10 protein-coding genes are annotated in these 15,211 nt (G+C 69.8%); 7 read left to right on the forward strand and 3 right to left on the reverse strand.

What is annotated here, in order from left to right; genetic code table 11:
- Positions 1 to 2: 2 nt before the first annotated feature.
- On the reverse strand, positions 3 to 1,691 hold the full coding sequence (locus ACRXBZ_RS03145) for a class I adenylate-forming enzyme family protein (protein ID WP_433877692.1): 1,689 nt from the start codon (positions 1,689 to 1,691) through the stop codon (positions 3 to 5).
- A gap of 210 nt (positions 1,692 to 1,901) precedes the next feature.
- On the opposite strand from ACRXBZ_RS03145, the gene ACRXBZ_RS03150 reads away from it, so the two are divergent.
- The 7 genes from ACRXBZ_RS03150 to ACRXBZ_RS03180 all read left to right on the forward strand — a co-directional run bounded on the left by ACRXBZ_RS03150 (position 1,902) and on the right by ACRXBZ_RS03180 (position 12,301).
- Complete coding sequence (locus ACRXBZ_RS03150; protein ID WP_433877693.1) at positions 1,902 to 3,272, forward strand: phenylacetate--CoA ligase family protein; 1,371 nt, start codon at positions 1,902 to 1,904, stop codon at positions 3,270 to 3,272.
- Entirely contained in the window at positions 3,273 to 3,572 is a 300-nt protein-coding gene (locus ACRXBZ_RS03155) for a chorismate mutase family protein (RefSeq protein ID WP_433877694.1), read from the forward strand.
- Between the two features lie 129 nt (positions 3,573 to 3,701).
- The gene (pabB, locus tag ACRXBZ_RS03160; RefSeq protein ID WP_433877695.1) at positions 3,702 to 5,879 is read left to right on the forward strand and encodes an aminodeoxychorismate synthase component I; all 2,178 of its coding nucleotides are present in this window, start codon (positions 3,702 to 3,704) and stop codon (positions 5,877 to 5,879) included.
- Positions 5,876 to 6,751, forward strand: a complete 876-nt coding sequence (locus ACRXBZ_RS03165) for a prephenate dehydrogenase/arogenate dehydrogenase family protein (RefSeq protein WP_433877696.1) — start codon at positions 5,876 to 5,878, stop codon at positions 6,749 to 6,751. Before pabB ends, ACRXBZ_RS03165 begins: the two co-directional genes overlap by 4 nt.
- Positions 6,748 to 7,992 (forward strand): aminotransferase class I/II-fold pyridoxal phosphate-dependent enzyme, encoded by a 1,245-nt coding sequence (locus tag ACRXBZ_RS03170; RefSeq protein ID WP_433877697.1) that lies wholly within the window; start codon positions 6,748 to 6,750, stop codon positions 7,990 to 7,992. The genes ACRXBZ_RS03165 and ACRXBZ_RS03170 overlap by 4 nt, the downstream gene beginning before the upstream one ends.
- Positions 7,989 to 8,855, forward strand: coding sequence for a N5-glutamine methyltransferase family protein (locus tag ACRXBZ_RS03175; RefSeq protein ID WP_433877698.1), 867 nt, complete (start codon positions 7,989 to 7,991; stop codon positions 8,853 to 8,855). The genes ACRXBZ_RS03170 and ACRXBZ_RS03175 overlap by 4 nt, the downstream gene beginning before the upstream one ends.
- 356 nt (positions 8,856 to 9,211) lie before the next feature.
- Complete coding sequence (locus ACRXBZ_RS03180) at positions 9,212 to 12,301, forward strand: amidohydrolase family protein (RefSeq protein WP_433877699.1); 3,090 nt, start codon at positions 9,212 to 9,214, stop codon at positions 12,299 to 12,301.
- 37 nt (positions 12,302 to 12,338) lie between these two features.
- On the opposite strand, the gene ACRXBZ_RS03185 is transcribed toward ACRXBZ_RS03180, so the two are convergent.
- On the reverse strand, positions 12,339 to 13,490 hold the full coding sequence (locus tag ACRXBZ_RS03185; RefSeq protein WP_433877700.1) for a helix-turn-helix transcriptional regulator: 1,152 nt from the start codon (positions 13,488 to 13,490) through the stop codon (positions 12,339 to 12,341).
- 1,088 nt (positions 13,491 to 14,578) lie between these two features.
- Positions 14,579 to 15,208, reverse strand: coding sequence for an FMN-binding negative transcriptional regulator (locus tag ACRXBZ_RS03190; RefSeq protein ID WP_433877701.1), 630 nt, complete (start codon positions 15,206 to 15,208; stop codon positions 14,579 to 14,581).
- Between the last annotated feature and the right edge of the window lie 3 nt (positions 15,209 to 15,211).

Consider the following 15,211-nt stretch of genomic DNA (forward strand, 5'->3'; position numbering starts at 1 on the left):
GGTCAGAACTCCTCAAGGGTGGTGGCGGTCTTCGAACGCTCGCCGGCAGCCAGGAAGTCTTCCAGCGCGGAGTACTTCTCGCGCAGCAGCCGTTTGAGCACCTTGCCGGTGGTCCCCTGGGGGAAGTCGGCCTCGGTCCGGGCCAGCTCCAGCACGGCCAGCTCCAGCAGCCCGGCCGAGCGCAGCGCCTGGTTCGCCGTGGCCAGCAGCACGTCCGGCGTCATGCGCTGGTCGGCCGTGGTGACCACGGCCACCGGCACGGTCCGGCCGCGGTGGCATCCGGCGACCACCGCGCAGTCGGCGATCGCCGGCAGCTCGTTGAGCAGAAACTCCTCCAGCTGCACCGAGTGCCCGGTGCCGGTCTCCGTCTCGATGGCGTCCACTTCCCGGTCCACCTGGTAGAAGTCGCCGTTGGCGTCCTGGTAGGCGAGGTCACCGGAAAGCCAGAACCCGGCCAGGCGGCTGCGGTAGGTGGCGTCCGAGTCGTTCCAGTACCCGGCGGTGATGGTCGGGCCCTTGGCCGCGAACAGGCCGATCTCGCCGGGTTCGGCGCGGGTGCCGTCCTCGCGCAGCACCGCCACCTCGGCGACGGCGTCGGGGCGGCCGACGCAGCGATCGTTGCGCTGCGAGGTCAGGGACCGGGGCTGCACCATGATTCCCCATCCCAGTTCGGTCGCGCCGAACCGGTCGTAGAACACCGCCGAGGGCAGTTGCGGGTTCCGTTTGGCCAGGATGGATTTCAGGTGCGCCTCGTGGATCGCGTCGCCCATGGTCACCCAGCCGTCCACCGAGTCCAGCGCGCCGTCGGCGACCTCCACCTCGGCCAGCTCGGCGTATGCATGCGCGAAGGCCATCACCGTGGTGGGCCGGTGCTTCGCGATCGCCTCGGCCAGCTCGGCACCGGTCGGGTCGTACAGCGGCACCAGCGGGGTGCCGGCCAGGATGGCGTAGTTGGCGTACATCACCGAGCCGAGGTGGGACTGCGGCTGCGCGGCCATCATCGTCGCGTCGGGCCCGTCGATGAAGTCGGTGAGCCGGAACCGAGGCCCGGCGATGCTCGAATGGTGGGTCTGCACCACCGGTTTGGGAAAGCCCGTGGTGCCCGAGGAGTGCAGGATCGACACCGGGTCCTCCGGTGCGTGCCGGTACCGGGCCGACTCGGGCAACTCGGCGGCCGGCGGGGCGGGCAGCTCCTCCGCGATGATCAGCCAGCCCACACTGCCGACTTCGGACAATTCCGCGCCGAGCGCGGCCAGTCGGGAGCGCGTGGTGCAGATGCCGACCGGCGCGGTGCGGCGGCACAGCTCCAGCGAGGTGGCCCGGGGCGCTTTGCTGTTGACCAGCACCCCGATGGCACCGATCTGGGCGAGCGCGTGGAAGTGCACCGAATAGGCGAACGAGTCCTCCAGGTAGACCAGCACCCGGTCGCGCGGGCGCACACCGAGGCCCAGGTAGTGCACCGACCAGCTCTGCGCCAGCTTGTCCAGCTCCAGCAGGCTGAAATCGGTGCGCCACTCGCCACCGGGGGTGGCCAGCGGTCGGCCCGAGCTGATGAACGGCAGGTCGGGATGCGCGGCGACGGTCAGCGCCGACCGCAGCACGTTCCCGCCGCCCAGTCCGGGATCGGCCGCCAGCTTCGCGCGGCCCTCCGGGGACAGCAAGGTTCGGCCAGACAGAGCCATCGCAGCCATCGTCGCGCCTTTCGGGTCCGGGTACTCAAGCACTGATCGTGCTCAGCCGCCCCGGGCCGCCGCGACGGATTTGTTGCGGTTGTGGACCTTCCTTGCCGCGCCACACCGCGTTTGTTGCCGGTAACCGCCGAACCGGGGTCCGGCGCGACAACGACGCGGTATATCTGGGCAATCCCCCGACCACCAGCCATCACAGCACTGGAGCGGAGCATGCCCCTGAACGCGGCCGGCGACCCTGATCGCCCAGTGGCGTCGAAGATCCGGCTCGCGGCGGACCCGGACCGGCTGGACCGCGCGGAGCTGGAGCGGCTGCGGGAGCGCAACTTCGCCGCGATGGTCGACGCCGCGCTGGCCACCCCCGCGGTCCGCCGCCGCTGGCCGGACCTCGCGCCAGGCATGACCACCGCCGACCTCGCCCGCCTCCCCCTGCTCAGCAGCCGCGAACTGGCCGACGGCAGCCCGCCGCACTCGCCGGAGTTCCAGCTAGGCGGCGACGGTCCCGGAATGGTGCTGCGCTCTAGCGGCACGGCCAGCAAGCCCAAGATGATGTACCACTCCTGGGACTTCAACCTCCAGGTCGGGCGGCTGGGTGCCCGCGGGTTACTCGCGGCCACCCGCTCGGCCCCGGCCCGGCGCGTGGCCAACTGCTTTTACCCGGCCGAGCTCAGCGGCGGCGCTTTCCTGTTCACGCAGGAGGTGATCCGGCTCGCCGGCGCCCGCTCCTACCCGCTGGCCAGTCAGACGAGCCCGGCCGAGAGCGCGGCGGTCATCGCCGAGCACCGCGTGGACGCGCTGGCGGCCAACCCCGGTTACGGCGTCGAGCTGCTGACCGGGTCCCCGCCGGGGCAGATCGCCGCACTGCGGTACTTCTTCTACATCGGCGAACTGCTTGGCAAGGCCCGCACTCAGGCGATCGCGGAGGCCGCGCCCCAGGTCGCCGTGCGCTCGCTGGCCTACTCGACCTCGGAGACCGGGCCGATCGGCTACCAGTGCGAGCAGCTCTCCGGTGCCACCCACCACGTGCACGAGGACGCGGTGGTGGTGGAGATCGTCGACGAGCAGACCGGCGTGCCAGTGCCGGACGGGGACACCGGTGAGGTGATCGTCACCGCGCTGAGCGACACCGGGATGGCACTGTTCCGCTACCGCATCGGCGATGCCGGCTCCTTCGGCACCGCCCCCTGCCCGTGCGGCAGCCCCGCGCGGCTGCTCACCCTGCACGGTCGCACCGCGACCTCGCTCAACATAGACACCGAGGTGGTGTCCTCGGACCTGCTGCTCGGCCAGCTCGGCCGGCTCGGCGTCACCGAACCCGCTGACTGCCAGCTCCAGGTGCTGCCCGAGCAGCACGGCCACCGGCTGCGGCTGCTGCTGTCCAGCCGGACGCCCGAATGGATCACCACCCAGGCGGTGGTCGACTGCCTCAGCCGCGCCCAGCAATTGCGCACGGTGCTGAACAGCGCGCAGTGCCTCGGCTTCAGCGTGGAGCGCGTCACGCCCGAGGTGTTCGCGCGCACCGATCGCGGCAAGGTCCCCGTTCTTTACGCGCCCGACAGCCGAATGACGCCGAAGGAGCAGTGAATGACCTCGCCGGAGACGAAGCTGGAAGCCCTGCGGGCCGACCTCGACGGCATCGACCTGCGCCTGCTCGACGTGCTGCGGGAACGCATCGAGCTATGCGTGCGCATAGCCGAGCACAAGCGCGAGCACGGCGTGCCGATGATGCAGCCGCACCGCATCGGCGTGGTGCAGCAGCGCGCCGCCGACTACGGCGCCGAGCACGGCATCGACCAGGCATTCCTGCGTGCGCTCTACGACCTGGTCATCGGCGAGACATGCCGGGTCGAGGACCTGGTCATCGGCACGCCGGCGGCACCGTAGAGCCTGCTGTCTCAGAACCCGCCGATGGTCGTCTTGGCAAGGTGAATGCAAGCGGCTACGCCGCTTCCAAAGGCGCGGACGGCATTCGCCGACAGGCTCTTAGGCAAGGACCAGCTGGAGGACGGGCCAATGCGGACCCTTTTGATCGACAACTACGACTCGTTCACCTACAACCTGCACCAGCTGCTCGGTGAGGTGACGGGGCGGGCCCCGGTGGTCATGCGCAACGACCAGGAGCTGCCGGCCCGACTGGCCGCCGAGTTCGACGCCGTGGTGATCTCTCCCGGGCCTGGGCGGCCCGATCGCAGCCGCGACGTCGGCACCAGCGCGAAGGCCATCCGGGACTCGGGACTGCCGGTGCTCGGGGTCTGCCTGGGGCACCAGGGCATCGCACACCTCCTCGGCGGCACGGTGGACCTGGCGCCGGAGCCGATGCACGGCCGCAGCTCGCCCGTCTACCACACCGGCAGCGGAGTGTTCGCCGGTCTGCCGTCGCCGTTCTCGGTAGTGCGCTACCACTCCCTGACCGTCACCCTGCTGCCGGCGGAGCTGGAGGCCGTGGCGTGGACCGAGGACGGCGTGCTGATGGGGCTGCGGCACCGCACCGCGCCGCTTTGGGGCGTGCAGTTCCACCCCGAGTCGATCAGCAGCGAGTACGGCAGGCAGCTGCTGGCGAACTTCCGTGACCTGGCGCTGGGGGTTGATGCGGTCGCACGCGTCGTGAGTGCGCAGCCGGGCTGGAGCCCGGTTGCGCACTCACGAGTGGATCAGCTCGACCGCGCTCTCCCGGGCGCCGTGGCGCCGCCACTGGCCGCCAGACCGTCCACATCGGACACCAAGGCCCTGCGGGTGCACGTCCGGGAGATCGAGTGCGAACCGGACACCGCCACCGCGCACCGTGAGCTGTTCGCCGGCGCGACGCACAGCTTCTGGCTGGACACCAGCGAAGTCCGGCCGGGCCAGTCCCGGTTCTCCTTCCTGGGCGACGATCGGGGCCCGCTGGCCGAGCACCTCACCTACCGGGTCGCGGAGCGGACCGTGCGGGTCCGCCGCTGCGACGGCACCGAGCAGCGGATCCGGCAGGACTTCTTCGGTTATCTCGACGAGCAGCTCAGGCGACGCGCCGTGCCGACGCCGCCGGGCTTGCCGTTCGAGTTCGATCTCGGTTACGTCGGCTACCTCGGTTACGAGCTGAAGGCGGAGACCTCGGGCTCGGCCGTGCACCGGTCCGAGACCCCGGACGCGGCGATGATCTTCGTCGATCGGATGCTCGCGATCGATCACGTCCAGCACCGCTCGTACTTGCTCGCGCTGAGCACCGAGCAGACCGAGGCCGCCGCCATCGCTTGGCTGGACGAGACCGCGCTGCGGCTACTCGCCCTGCCATCGTCTGATGTGGACGGACAAGCACGGGTGCTGGACCCCGGCACGGCCACCGACCTGGACCAACTGGACACCGCGCGGCCGCGGCACGACCGGGCCGCCTATCTCGCCCGGGTGGCCACCTGCCTGGAAGAGATCAAGCATGGCGAGTCCTACGAGATCTGCCTGACCAACACGGTCACCGTGGACGAGCGGATCGACCCGCTGCACACCTACCAGGCCCTGCGGCGGATCAGCCCGGTGCCCTACGGCGCGTTTCTGGACTTCGACGGGCTGGCGGTGCTCAGCGCTTCCCCGGAGCGATTCCTGTCCATCGGCGCGGACGGCGTGGTGGAGTCCAAACCGATCAAGGGCACCCGCCCGCGCGGTGCTACCCCGGAGGAGGACGAGAGGCTCAAGCTCGACCTGTCCGCCCGGGAGAAGGACCGCGCGGAGAACCTGATGATCGTCGACCTGGTGCGCAACGATCTGAACAGGGTGTGCGAGATCGGCTCGGTGCACGTGCCGACGCTGTTCGACGTCGAGACCTACGCGCCGGTGCACCAGCTCGTCTCCACCATCCGCGGCACGCTGCGCGCCGGGGAGTCGGCGGTGAGCTGTGTGCGGGCGGCGTTTCCCGGCGGCTCCATGACCGGCGCGCCGAAGGTGCGCACCATGGAGATAATCGACCGCTTGGAGGAGGGGCCGCGCGGGGTCTACTCGGGGGCCATCGGCTGGTTCTCCCTGTCCGGCGCGGCGGATCTGAGTATCGTGATCCGCACGCTGGTCGCCGACGGGGAACGGCTGAGCTTCGGCGTCGGCGGCGCGATCGTCGCGCTGTCGGATCCGGTGGAGGAGTTCGAGGAGACCGTGGTCAAGTCCCGTGCCGTGCTCACCGCGGTCGCGCGGACTGCGATGCGCCCCGCGATGGGTGGCGCGCTGTGACCGGCGTGCGGTCGCTGCGCCGCTGCCTGGTGCTCGGCGGTGCGGGCGCGGTGGGTGAACTGTTCGCGCGTGCTCTCCGGGATTCCGGCGCCGAGGTGGTAATCGCCGACCCAGCGGCCGGTAGCGGGGACGCCACCGCCCCGGACGCGGCGCTGCGCGCCGAGGTGGCCGCAGCAGACCTGGTACTGCTGGCGATGCCCGAGCGCACCGCACTCGCCGCACTCCCGGTGCTGGCAACGCATCTGCGTCCGGGCGCGCTGGTCGCCGACACCCTGTCGGTGAAAGGCACCGTCGCGACGGCGCTGCGGGAGATGCGCGGGATCGAGGCGGTGAGCCTCAACCCGATGTTCGCCCCCTCGCTGGGCTTCGCCGGCAAGCCGGTCGCCGCCGTGATCATCCACAATGGACCTAAGGTGGCGGAGCTGCTGGCCCTGCTGCGGGACTGGGGCGGCCACGCGGTGCTTTGCGAGGCGGGCGACCACGATCGCCTCGCCGCCGCCACCCAGGCGCTCACCCACGCCACCGTGCTGGGTTTCGGCCTGGCGCTGACCACGCTCGCCGACGGCGTCCGCGAGGTGGCGCCCCTGGCCCCGCCGCCCCATCGCGCCCTGCTCGCGCTGCTCGCCCGCATCGCCTCGGGAACGCCGGAGGTCTACTGGGACGTCCAGGCGGCCAATCCGGACGCACCCGGCGCCCGCGCCGCCCTGGCAGCCGGTATCCGGCAGATCGCCGATCTGGTCGACGCTGGCGACGAAGCCGGTTTCGAAGCAGCACTGGCCAGGCTGCGGGCGTTCTTCGGCGACGAGCTGCCCCGGCACGCGAGCGTGTGCGCCCAGCTGTTCGACGGCCTACCCGCAAGCGAGGAAGCATGATCCAGCCGCAGGAAACCCAGCCGGTCAACTGGGTCAAGTCCCGGATCAGCCGGACCTCCGACTCCCTCGACCGCGCCTTCGAGCAAGGGCTGACCGGACACACCATCACCGCCCGCGAAGGCAAGAAGGTGCGGCTGGCCGACGGGAGTGCGGCGCTGGAGTTCGTCTCGTGCTCGTATCTCGGCCTCGAAGAACATCCGGCGCTGATCGACGCCGCCGAGACGGCGCTGCGCCGGTTCGGGGTGCACTTCTCCTCCTCCCGCAACCGGATGCGGCCGCACTACCTGCCTGAGCTGGAGGAGCTGCTGGCCACGGTCTACCGGGGCAACCGAGCGGTTGCCTTCACCTCGGTGGGCACCGTGCACCTGGGGCTGCTGCCGCTGCTGGGTAGCGGCGCGCTGCCCAGCTACCGGATCGCGCCCGCCGGAACCGCCTTCCTGGTGGAGAAGACCGCGCATTCGTCGATGCAGATCCTGCGTGGCCTGCTGGGGCAGATCGGCCCCACGCACCGGTTCGACCTGGACTCCGCCGATTCGCTGGAGACCGCGCTGCGCGAGATCGGCGAGACCGGGCGCACTCCGATCGCGCTGGTCGACGGGGTGGGCTCGATGGGCGGGCTGATCGACGTGGCCGGCGTCCTGGAGGCGTTGCGGCCCTACGGCGGCCACCTCTACATCGACGACGCGCACGGCATCTCCATCGCCGGCGCGATGGGCGCCGGGTACGCCTTCGAGAGCCTCGGCGACCAGTTGCCGGAGAACGTGGTGATCGCCGGCTCGCTGTCCAAGGCGTTCGGTGGTTCCGGCGGGTTCGCGCTGGTGCCGGGCGAGGCCGACGTCCGGGTGCTGCGGAAGTTCGCCAACCCACTGGTGTTCGGGCACTCGATCATGCTGCCGCTGCTGGCCGCGAACGTGGCCGCCGCCGAGCTGCACGTGAACGGGGAGGTGGCCGCGCTCCAGGAGAAGTTGTGGCGCAACGTCACCGACTTCGACGATCTGACCGGCGGGCGACTGGTCAACTCCGGCCTGTGGTCCCCGGTGCGCGGCGCGCACTTCGCCACCGAGGAGGATGCGTTCCAGACCACGGCCGCACTGAAACACGCCGGGGTGCTGGTCCTTCCCGCGTTCTTCCCCACCGTCGCGAAGGGCACCGGCCTGGTCCGCTTCGCGCTGTCGTCCCTTCACGAACGCGGCGATCTGGAGACCGCGGCAAAGATCCTGGAAGGAACCCGATTCGGATGAGCGCTCCCCGAACGCTGGGCGAGGTGCTGGACGACGCCGAGAAGACGCTGGCCGTCGCCGGCGCCTGGGCACCCCGGCAAGACGCCGAGACCCTGGCCGCGCACGTGCTTGGCCGACCGGCCCAGGAGCTCCCGGTGGACGAGCCGCTCGGGGCGGCCGCGACCGGCCGGCTCCAGGAGCTGCTGGCCGACCGGGCCCGGCGGGTGCCGGTGGAGTACCTGACTGGGCGTGCCCGCCTCGGTGGCATCGACATCGAGGTGGGGCCCGGGGTCTTCGTGCCGCGCAAGCACACCGAGCCGCTGCTGGCCTGGGGCCTGAAGGTGCTCGAAAACGTCGAGAACCCGGTGGTGGTCGACCTGTGCACCGGTTCCGCGGCGATCGCGCTGGCCGTGGCCCACGCCCGCCCGGACGCCACGGTGCACGCCGTCGAGCTGGCGCCGGACGCGCTGAGCTGGGCCCGCCGCAACGTCGCCGCGCGGGCCGCCGCCGGGGACACGCCGATCTCGCTGCACGAGGGCGACGTCACCGCACCCGACCTGTTCTCCGGGCTCCGCGGCGGTGTCGACCTGCTGCTGGCGAACCCGCCGTTCGTGGTGGAGGGCCGGGTACTTCCGCCCGAGTGGGAGGAGCACCAGCCGCACCCGGCGCTGTTCTCCGGGCGCGACGGCCTGGCTGTCATCCGCGCGGTCACCGGCGCGGCGGCGCGGCTGCTGCGGCCCGGCGGCGGAGTCGCCATCGAACACGACGACGAGCAGGCGGAGGCCGTGATGTCGTTGCTGGGCGAGCTCCAGGCGTTCGAGGACATCGCCGACCACACCGATCACAACGACCTGCCCCGGTACACCACGGCACAAAGGATTTAGAGGGTGCGCGGATTGGCGCCTCACCTCGGACAAGGATCGCGGCGATTTCGCGCGAAAACGCCACCCCCCACGCCTGCCACGCGGCGATTTCGCGCGAAATCGCCATCGCGGGCTCTTTGCTTAGGACGTTTTTTTATCAGCGGCGGGAGCCGCTTGCGGTGTGCGATTCAACTGGCACCGCCGCGGGTTCTCAGGGGCTGTGCCCGCCGGAGGGCTCTCGGCGAGGCCAGTCCCCGACGCGGTGAATTGGGCATTCATGATGTCGGGGAACACATGCGTGAGAAGGCCTCTGAGGTTCCGCTACCCGCACCGCTACGCAAACAACTTTCGAAACAGACCTTAGGATTAGGACGCAGATGGAGATCTCACGACGCGGCGCACTGAGACTGGGTGGCATCGCCGCGGGAACCGGTGCGGTTTGTCTGGCATCGTGGCCGGTCCCGGCACTGGCCCAAGAAGGCACGCCGGAGGCCCTCTCGGTGACCGTCCGGGAAAGCGCGAACCTGGGTGTCACGGCGTCCCCGGACGGCCGCACGCTGGCCATCGACGTGGCGGGCGGAATTTGGGTGCTGCCCGTCGCCGGCGGCGCGGCGCGGCTGATCACCCCGCTCGACCACGACGCCTGCCGCCCGCAGTTCTCCCCCGATGGGCGGCGGATCCTGTTCCAGTCTTTCCGTGACGGGGTGTACGACGCCTGGACCGTCGCCCCGGACGGCAGTGCGCTGACCCAGCTGACCACCGGACCCGGCTACAACACCGAGCCCCGTCTCTCCCCCGACGGCAAGCGGCTCGCCTTCTCCTCCGATCGCGACCACCTCAGCCGCATCTGGGTGCTGGAGCTGGATTCCGGGGCGCTCACCGCGGTCACCAGCGCCGACGAGGTGCACACAAGCCCGGCGTGGTCTCCGGACGGCAGCAAACTGGCATACCTGGTGGGCGACGCCGTCATCGAGGTGCTGGACCTTGCTTCCGGCAACCGCGAGCGCCCGGTCACCGGCGACGCGGGGCTGGCCGCGCCCGGCTTCACCCCGGACGGCCGGAACCTGACCTACGTGCGCATCGAGGGTCCCAAGACCGATCTGGTGGTGGGCGACCGAGCCGTGGTCACCGGTGAGGACCTTTCCCCGCTCCCGATGGCGTGGCTGTCCGCCAGCGAGTTCCTCTACACCGCAGGTGGCCGGGTGCGGCGCCGTGGAGTGACCGGCCCGGGCACCGACGTCCCGTTCACCGCGGTCCTGCCGCTGGCCACCCGCCGCTACCACCGCGCGCCACGGGACCTGGGCTCCACCGCCGTCCGGCAGGCCAAGGGCATCGCCAGCCCGGTGCTCTCCCGTGACGGCGAGCAGGTGGCCTTTCGCGCGCTGAACGCCCTGTGGGTGCTGCCGATCGGAGGCACTGCCCGCAAGGTCGTCGATGACGGCTACTTCTCCTCCGACCCCGACTTCGCACCGGACGGCCGCTCGCTGGTCTACGTCAGCGACCGCGCCGGAACGGCGAACCTGTGGCGGCTGGACCTGGGCACCGGGCGGTCCGAACGGCTGACCGACGCGACCGACGCCCAGCTGATGCCCCGGTATTCCCCGGACGGCACGAAGATCGCCTACCAGGACGAGTCGGGCGGCACCTGGGTGCTAGACATTGCCGCCCGGACCGCCCGGCAGGTGCTGCCCACCCTGTACCAGCCAGGGCGGCCGAGCTGGTCACCCGACGGCGGCAAGCTGGCGCTGGCCGCCATGCGACCCTACTCACGGCGCACGGATACCGGGCACAACCAGATTCTCGTTGTGGACCTCGAAAGCGGCGAGCTCCGCTACCAGGCCGTGGCCCCGGAGCGTTCCCTCTCCACCAGGGGCGACGACGGTCCACTGTGGACGAAAGATGGGTTCGTATTCGGCGCCGAGAGCCTCGCCTGGCGCGTGCCGACGGACGCGTCGGGCACCATCACCGCCCCGCCCGTACAGCTGACCAACGAGGTCACCGACTCGCTCTCGGTGAGCGGCGACGGCCGCACGGTGCTCTACCTGTGCAACGGGACGCTGCGGCTGACCGACGGCGGGGCCGCTCGCACCGTGGCCGCCGACCTCCGGTACCGGCCGGCCCGCGCCACCGGCCGGGTGGTGCTGCGGGCCGGGGCGGTGTGGGATGGCACCTCGGACAAACTGCAGCGGGGCGTCGACATCGTGCTCAAGGACGACCGGGTGGCGGCGCTCGTGCCCAGCGCGGGTCACAGCCCCGGCAGCGCCCAGGTGATCGACCTGTCCGGGCTGACGGTGCTCCCCGGCCTGATCGACACCCACAACCACTGGCACATGCGCGGGCGGCAGTGGGGCGACCGGCAGGGGCGGCTATGGCTGTCCTACGGCGTCACCACCAGCCGTTCCCCCGGCGATCCGGCCTACCAGATGGTGGAGAACCGGGAGGCGCTGGAGGCGGGCACCCGGATCGGCCCTCGATATCTCGGCTCCGGCGAGGCGCTCGACGGCTCCCGCGCCTCGTACAACTGCATGCGCACCACGATGTCGGCCCGGCAGCTGGAACGGGAACTGGACCGGGCCACCGGGCTGGACTACGACCTCGTCAAGCTGTACATGCGCCTGCCCGTACCGCTGGAGCGCCGGGCCGTGGAACGGGCACACGCCAAGGGCATTCCGGTCACCTCGCACTACCTGTACCCGGCGGCGCACAGCGGGCTGGACGGCATGGAGCATCCTGGCGGCGGGCACCGTCTCGGCTACTCCCGCACCCTCAGCTACAACCTGTACCGGATGTCGGCCGACGCCGTCGACGTACTGGCGGCCAGCGGGATGTGGGTCTCCTCCACGACGATCTTCGCCAGCGAACTGCTCGCCGAGGACCGCTCGCTGGTGGACGACGAACGAACCCGGACCCTGTTCCCCGGCTGGGAGTATGAGCGGCTCCAGGCCAAGGCCGACGCAGCGAACGGCCCGCACGCCGAGCCGTACCGCCGGATCACCGCCGGAATGGTCGACGCGTTGCTGCGGGTGCACCGGGCGGGCGGACTGGTCGTCTCCGGCACCGACGCCCCGCTCGACGACATCGGCATCAGCGCCCACCAGAACCTCCGTGCGCTGGTCAAGTACGGGTTCACCCCGCAGGAGGCACTGCTGACCGCCACCGGTAACGCGGCGAAGGCAATCGGTTACGGCGACACGCTGGGCGCGGTGGCGCCGGGCCGGTTTGCCGACCTGGTCGCCGTCGAGGGCGATCCGCTGACCGACATCCGCGCCGCGGCCGCCGTGCGAGCGGTGTTCGTCGGTGGGGTGCGGCACACCGTGCCGGATCTGCTGGCGCCGTTCCGGTCCACAGGCAGGGCTTTCGCCGCAACGGGGACGGTGGCCACGGCCCCGCCGCTGCCCTCGGCGACGGCCCGCGCCGAGCACTACTGGCACCGTCCGGAGTGGACGCGGAAGAGCTGCTGCCATTGAGCAGGTCGGCTGAGTGCGCCCCGCAGCGGAGGCGCACTCAGCCGACCTGGAGGTCCCGCTCCCGCGCGGATCCGGCACCGGCCCGGTAACTGGAGGCGGACATGCCGAACCGCTTCTTGAACATCCGCTGGAAGTGGCTCAGCTCCCGGTATCCGACGGCACGCGCGACATCGGTGATCGAGGTCGACGTTTCGCGCAGCAGGAATCGCGCCTCGTTCATGCGCAACATGGTGACGAAGTCGATGAACCGCCACCCGGTTTGCTCCCGGAAGCTGCGGGAGAAGTGGTAACGGCTCATGTACACCGCGCTCGCCACCCGGTTCAGGGTGAGATCCGGATCGGTGAAGCAGGTGCGCAGATAGTCCATCGCGTACCGGACGCTGGGCGAGAGCCCGGCCAGGTCCAGCTCCGCCGCATCAACGTCTGCGGCGGCCGCCTCGGCGGGCGCGGTGCTCAGGTGCACGCGCTGCCCGGCGTGCCGGTAACCCGGCAGAGAGTGCAGGAGCTCGTGGGGCGGCCGGATCTCGATGTCGTCCGGCCCGACAACAACCTGGCAATCACCGAGGAACGGCTGTAAACGCAACCAGACGAACTGCGTGCTCTCCCCGCAGAACAGCCCGGTCAGCAGCTCCCCGGCCCGGGCGGCAACTGGCGTCCAGCCGTCCGCTTCGAGCACCCGCGGGGTCGCCGATTCTCCGATCAGCTCGCGCAGCTGCTCGTAGGCGTGGGGCTGCAACCGCCGGTCCACCCGGACCATGAACAGGCTGCCGATCACCCCGTCACCGATGCGATCGGTGTCGAGCAGCACCACGTCGGCCGGGTCGATCCGCGGGTTCGCGCTGAAGTAGGTGGAAAAGCCGAGCACACCGAGCGCCTGCGCATTGTGGTGGGCCACCAGGTCTCGCAGCTGATTCATGCCTCGGTGCAGGTTCACCGCCGCCGGCTCCGGCAGCGCCGCGATCTGCTTCACAGTCTGGTCCACCAGCTCGTCACTGGTCACATAAACCACGCTGCGCCCGCGGGCGATGGCGTCCGCGCCGATCAGAGACGCGGCCGCCACCGAATTTCGCCGCTCCGGTAGCTCTAGTTCGACGTCCGGTTCATCCCGCAGGGTGCGGTAGCGCTCCAGCGCGCTTGCCTCCGGCAGCCTCCGCAACGACCAGGGAGCCGCCTCCTGTGCCGAACTCACTGACTGTACCTCCCCCAGAATCCGCGCTGGACCGGCTCCCGGCCGCTTCAGCGCGATCGAAAGAATTGTCACCGATGTGACCAAGCAGCAGAGCGAGCACGGGAAACCTCGTCACAACAGAGAACCCGGCCGCACCCGCCGCCCGATATTTCCGTTGCTTCCCACGCAAATGCAGTCATAGGAATAGCGTGAAGAATTCCCTCGCAAACGCTCCCCCGGAAAACGTTCGAGAGAAAAATTGGCACACTTAGTAACTTTGTTCATCCCAGTTCACACATGCCTCGAACACTAGAAGGTTCCCCCGACCTGGTCAAGATCGAACCAGCAGTGGACGCATCTTCACTCAACCGGAGCAACAGCGGCGCACAAGAACCCGCCTCGGCTAGCTCGCGTTTTAATAGTCCATTCGGGGGGACAACAATTGAGGCGATTCCCGTAAGATCGTTTTTGGGTGGTGGTCTCGGGTTTGATGTGTCCGGGGTCGGACCTGCCCGGAAGAAGTGGGACGCGGGGTCCCTGGTACGACGGGAAGTCGTGCGACAGGTACGCACATCAGCTCCACAGCATCGCCAGGAGTGCCCGGGGCTACGTGCTGACCCAGGTCAACGGCACGGTGATCGACGTCGACGGAGGCCTCACAAGGGCCTGACACTCCACGACCGAACCAGGACATCACGGTTCGCCCGCCGGGCCCCGTAGTGCGGGGATAAGGTCCCGGAGGTACTCGCGGTGCTGGGCGGGTAACGCCCTGCCACCTGGCCGTGGTGTTCGTTCGGGATCTACTCTGGCCGGTGGGATGAACACTCTTTTATGGTGGCTTGATCAGGTGAAATACCCGACCCGAAACCCAAAAACCCAAAACCCAAGCCGCCGGAAGCGAAAGCGCCGAAAGCCACTACGCAGCAACGGGAATCAGGACACGCCGAAGGCGACACCCGACCAGCACCAGCACACCGCCAGCACGAGTGTCGTGAGCGGTTTCGGGCGCTGTAGCCCCGAAAAACGCGCACGGGCCACCTCGGAACGCAGCGATCACCCTCGGCCTCGCGTTTGATCGCCACGGTTGCAGCTGTCACGAGGTCGTCCTCTTACGCGTTGTCCAATCCGCTGGCGACCATGTGCGCGGCGGTCTCCCGCTCGGGGAAGTTGCCCTGCTCCAGACCGCGGATGACGCCGGTGCGGTCCTCGGCGGTACGGTTCTGGTTCAGCTTGGCCTTGGCCACTACACGAGTGATCGACAACTCGATGCCGACGATTCCCTTCAGCTGCGTCGTAATGAACTTTTCAGGTGCGTCAGTGACCTTCCACCGCGTCGGGCGGCCGTTCTCGTGGTGGTCGGTCAGCTTGGTGACGTGATCGAGCAGCCAGTCGCGGTCGTCGTGGGCTCGCAACTGCCCGTAGACGTTGAGGATCTGGTAGTTCCAGGTCGGGACGACTTTCTGGGTCTGTTGCTTGCTCGGGTAGTACTCCGGCGTGACGTAGGCGTCAACGCCGGGGATGATCACCACCGATTCCGCCTCGGCGGTGTACTGCCAGTGGGGGTTCGGCCGCGACATGTGCCCGACCAGAGAGTGACGGTCGGCATCGTAGAGCAGCGGCATCGAGGTCACCTCCATGCCGCCGTCTGGAGCCGGGGTGACCAGGTGACCGAACCCCCCCTTGCGCAGCAGGGCCGCGGTGTCGTCCTCGGACACCTCGAAGTGCTTCGGCAGGTACATGAC

This window comes from Saccharopolyspora hattusasensis (genome assembly GCF_050972075.1).
Classification (GTDB): Bacteria; Actinomycetota; Actinomycetes; order Mycobacteriales; family Pseudonocardiaceae; genus Saccharopolyspora; species Saccharopolyspora hattusasensis.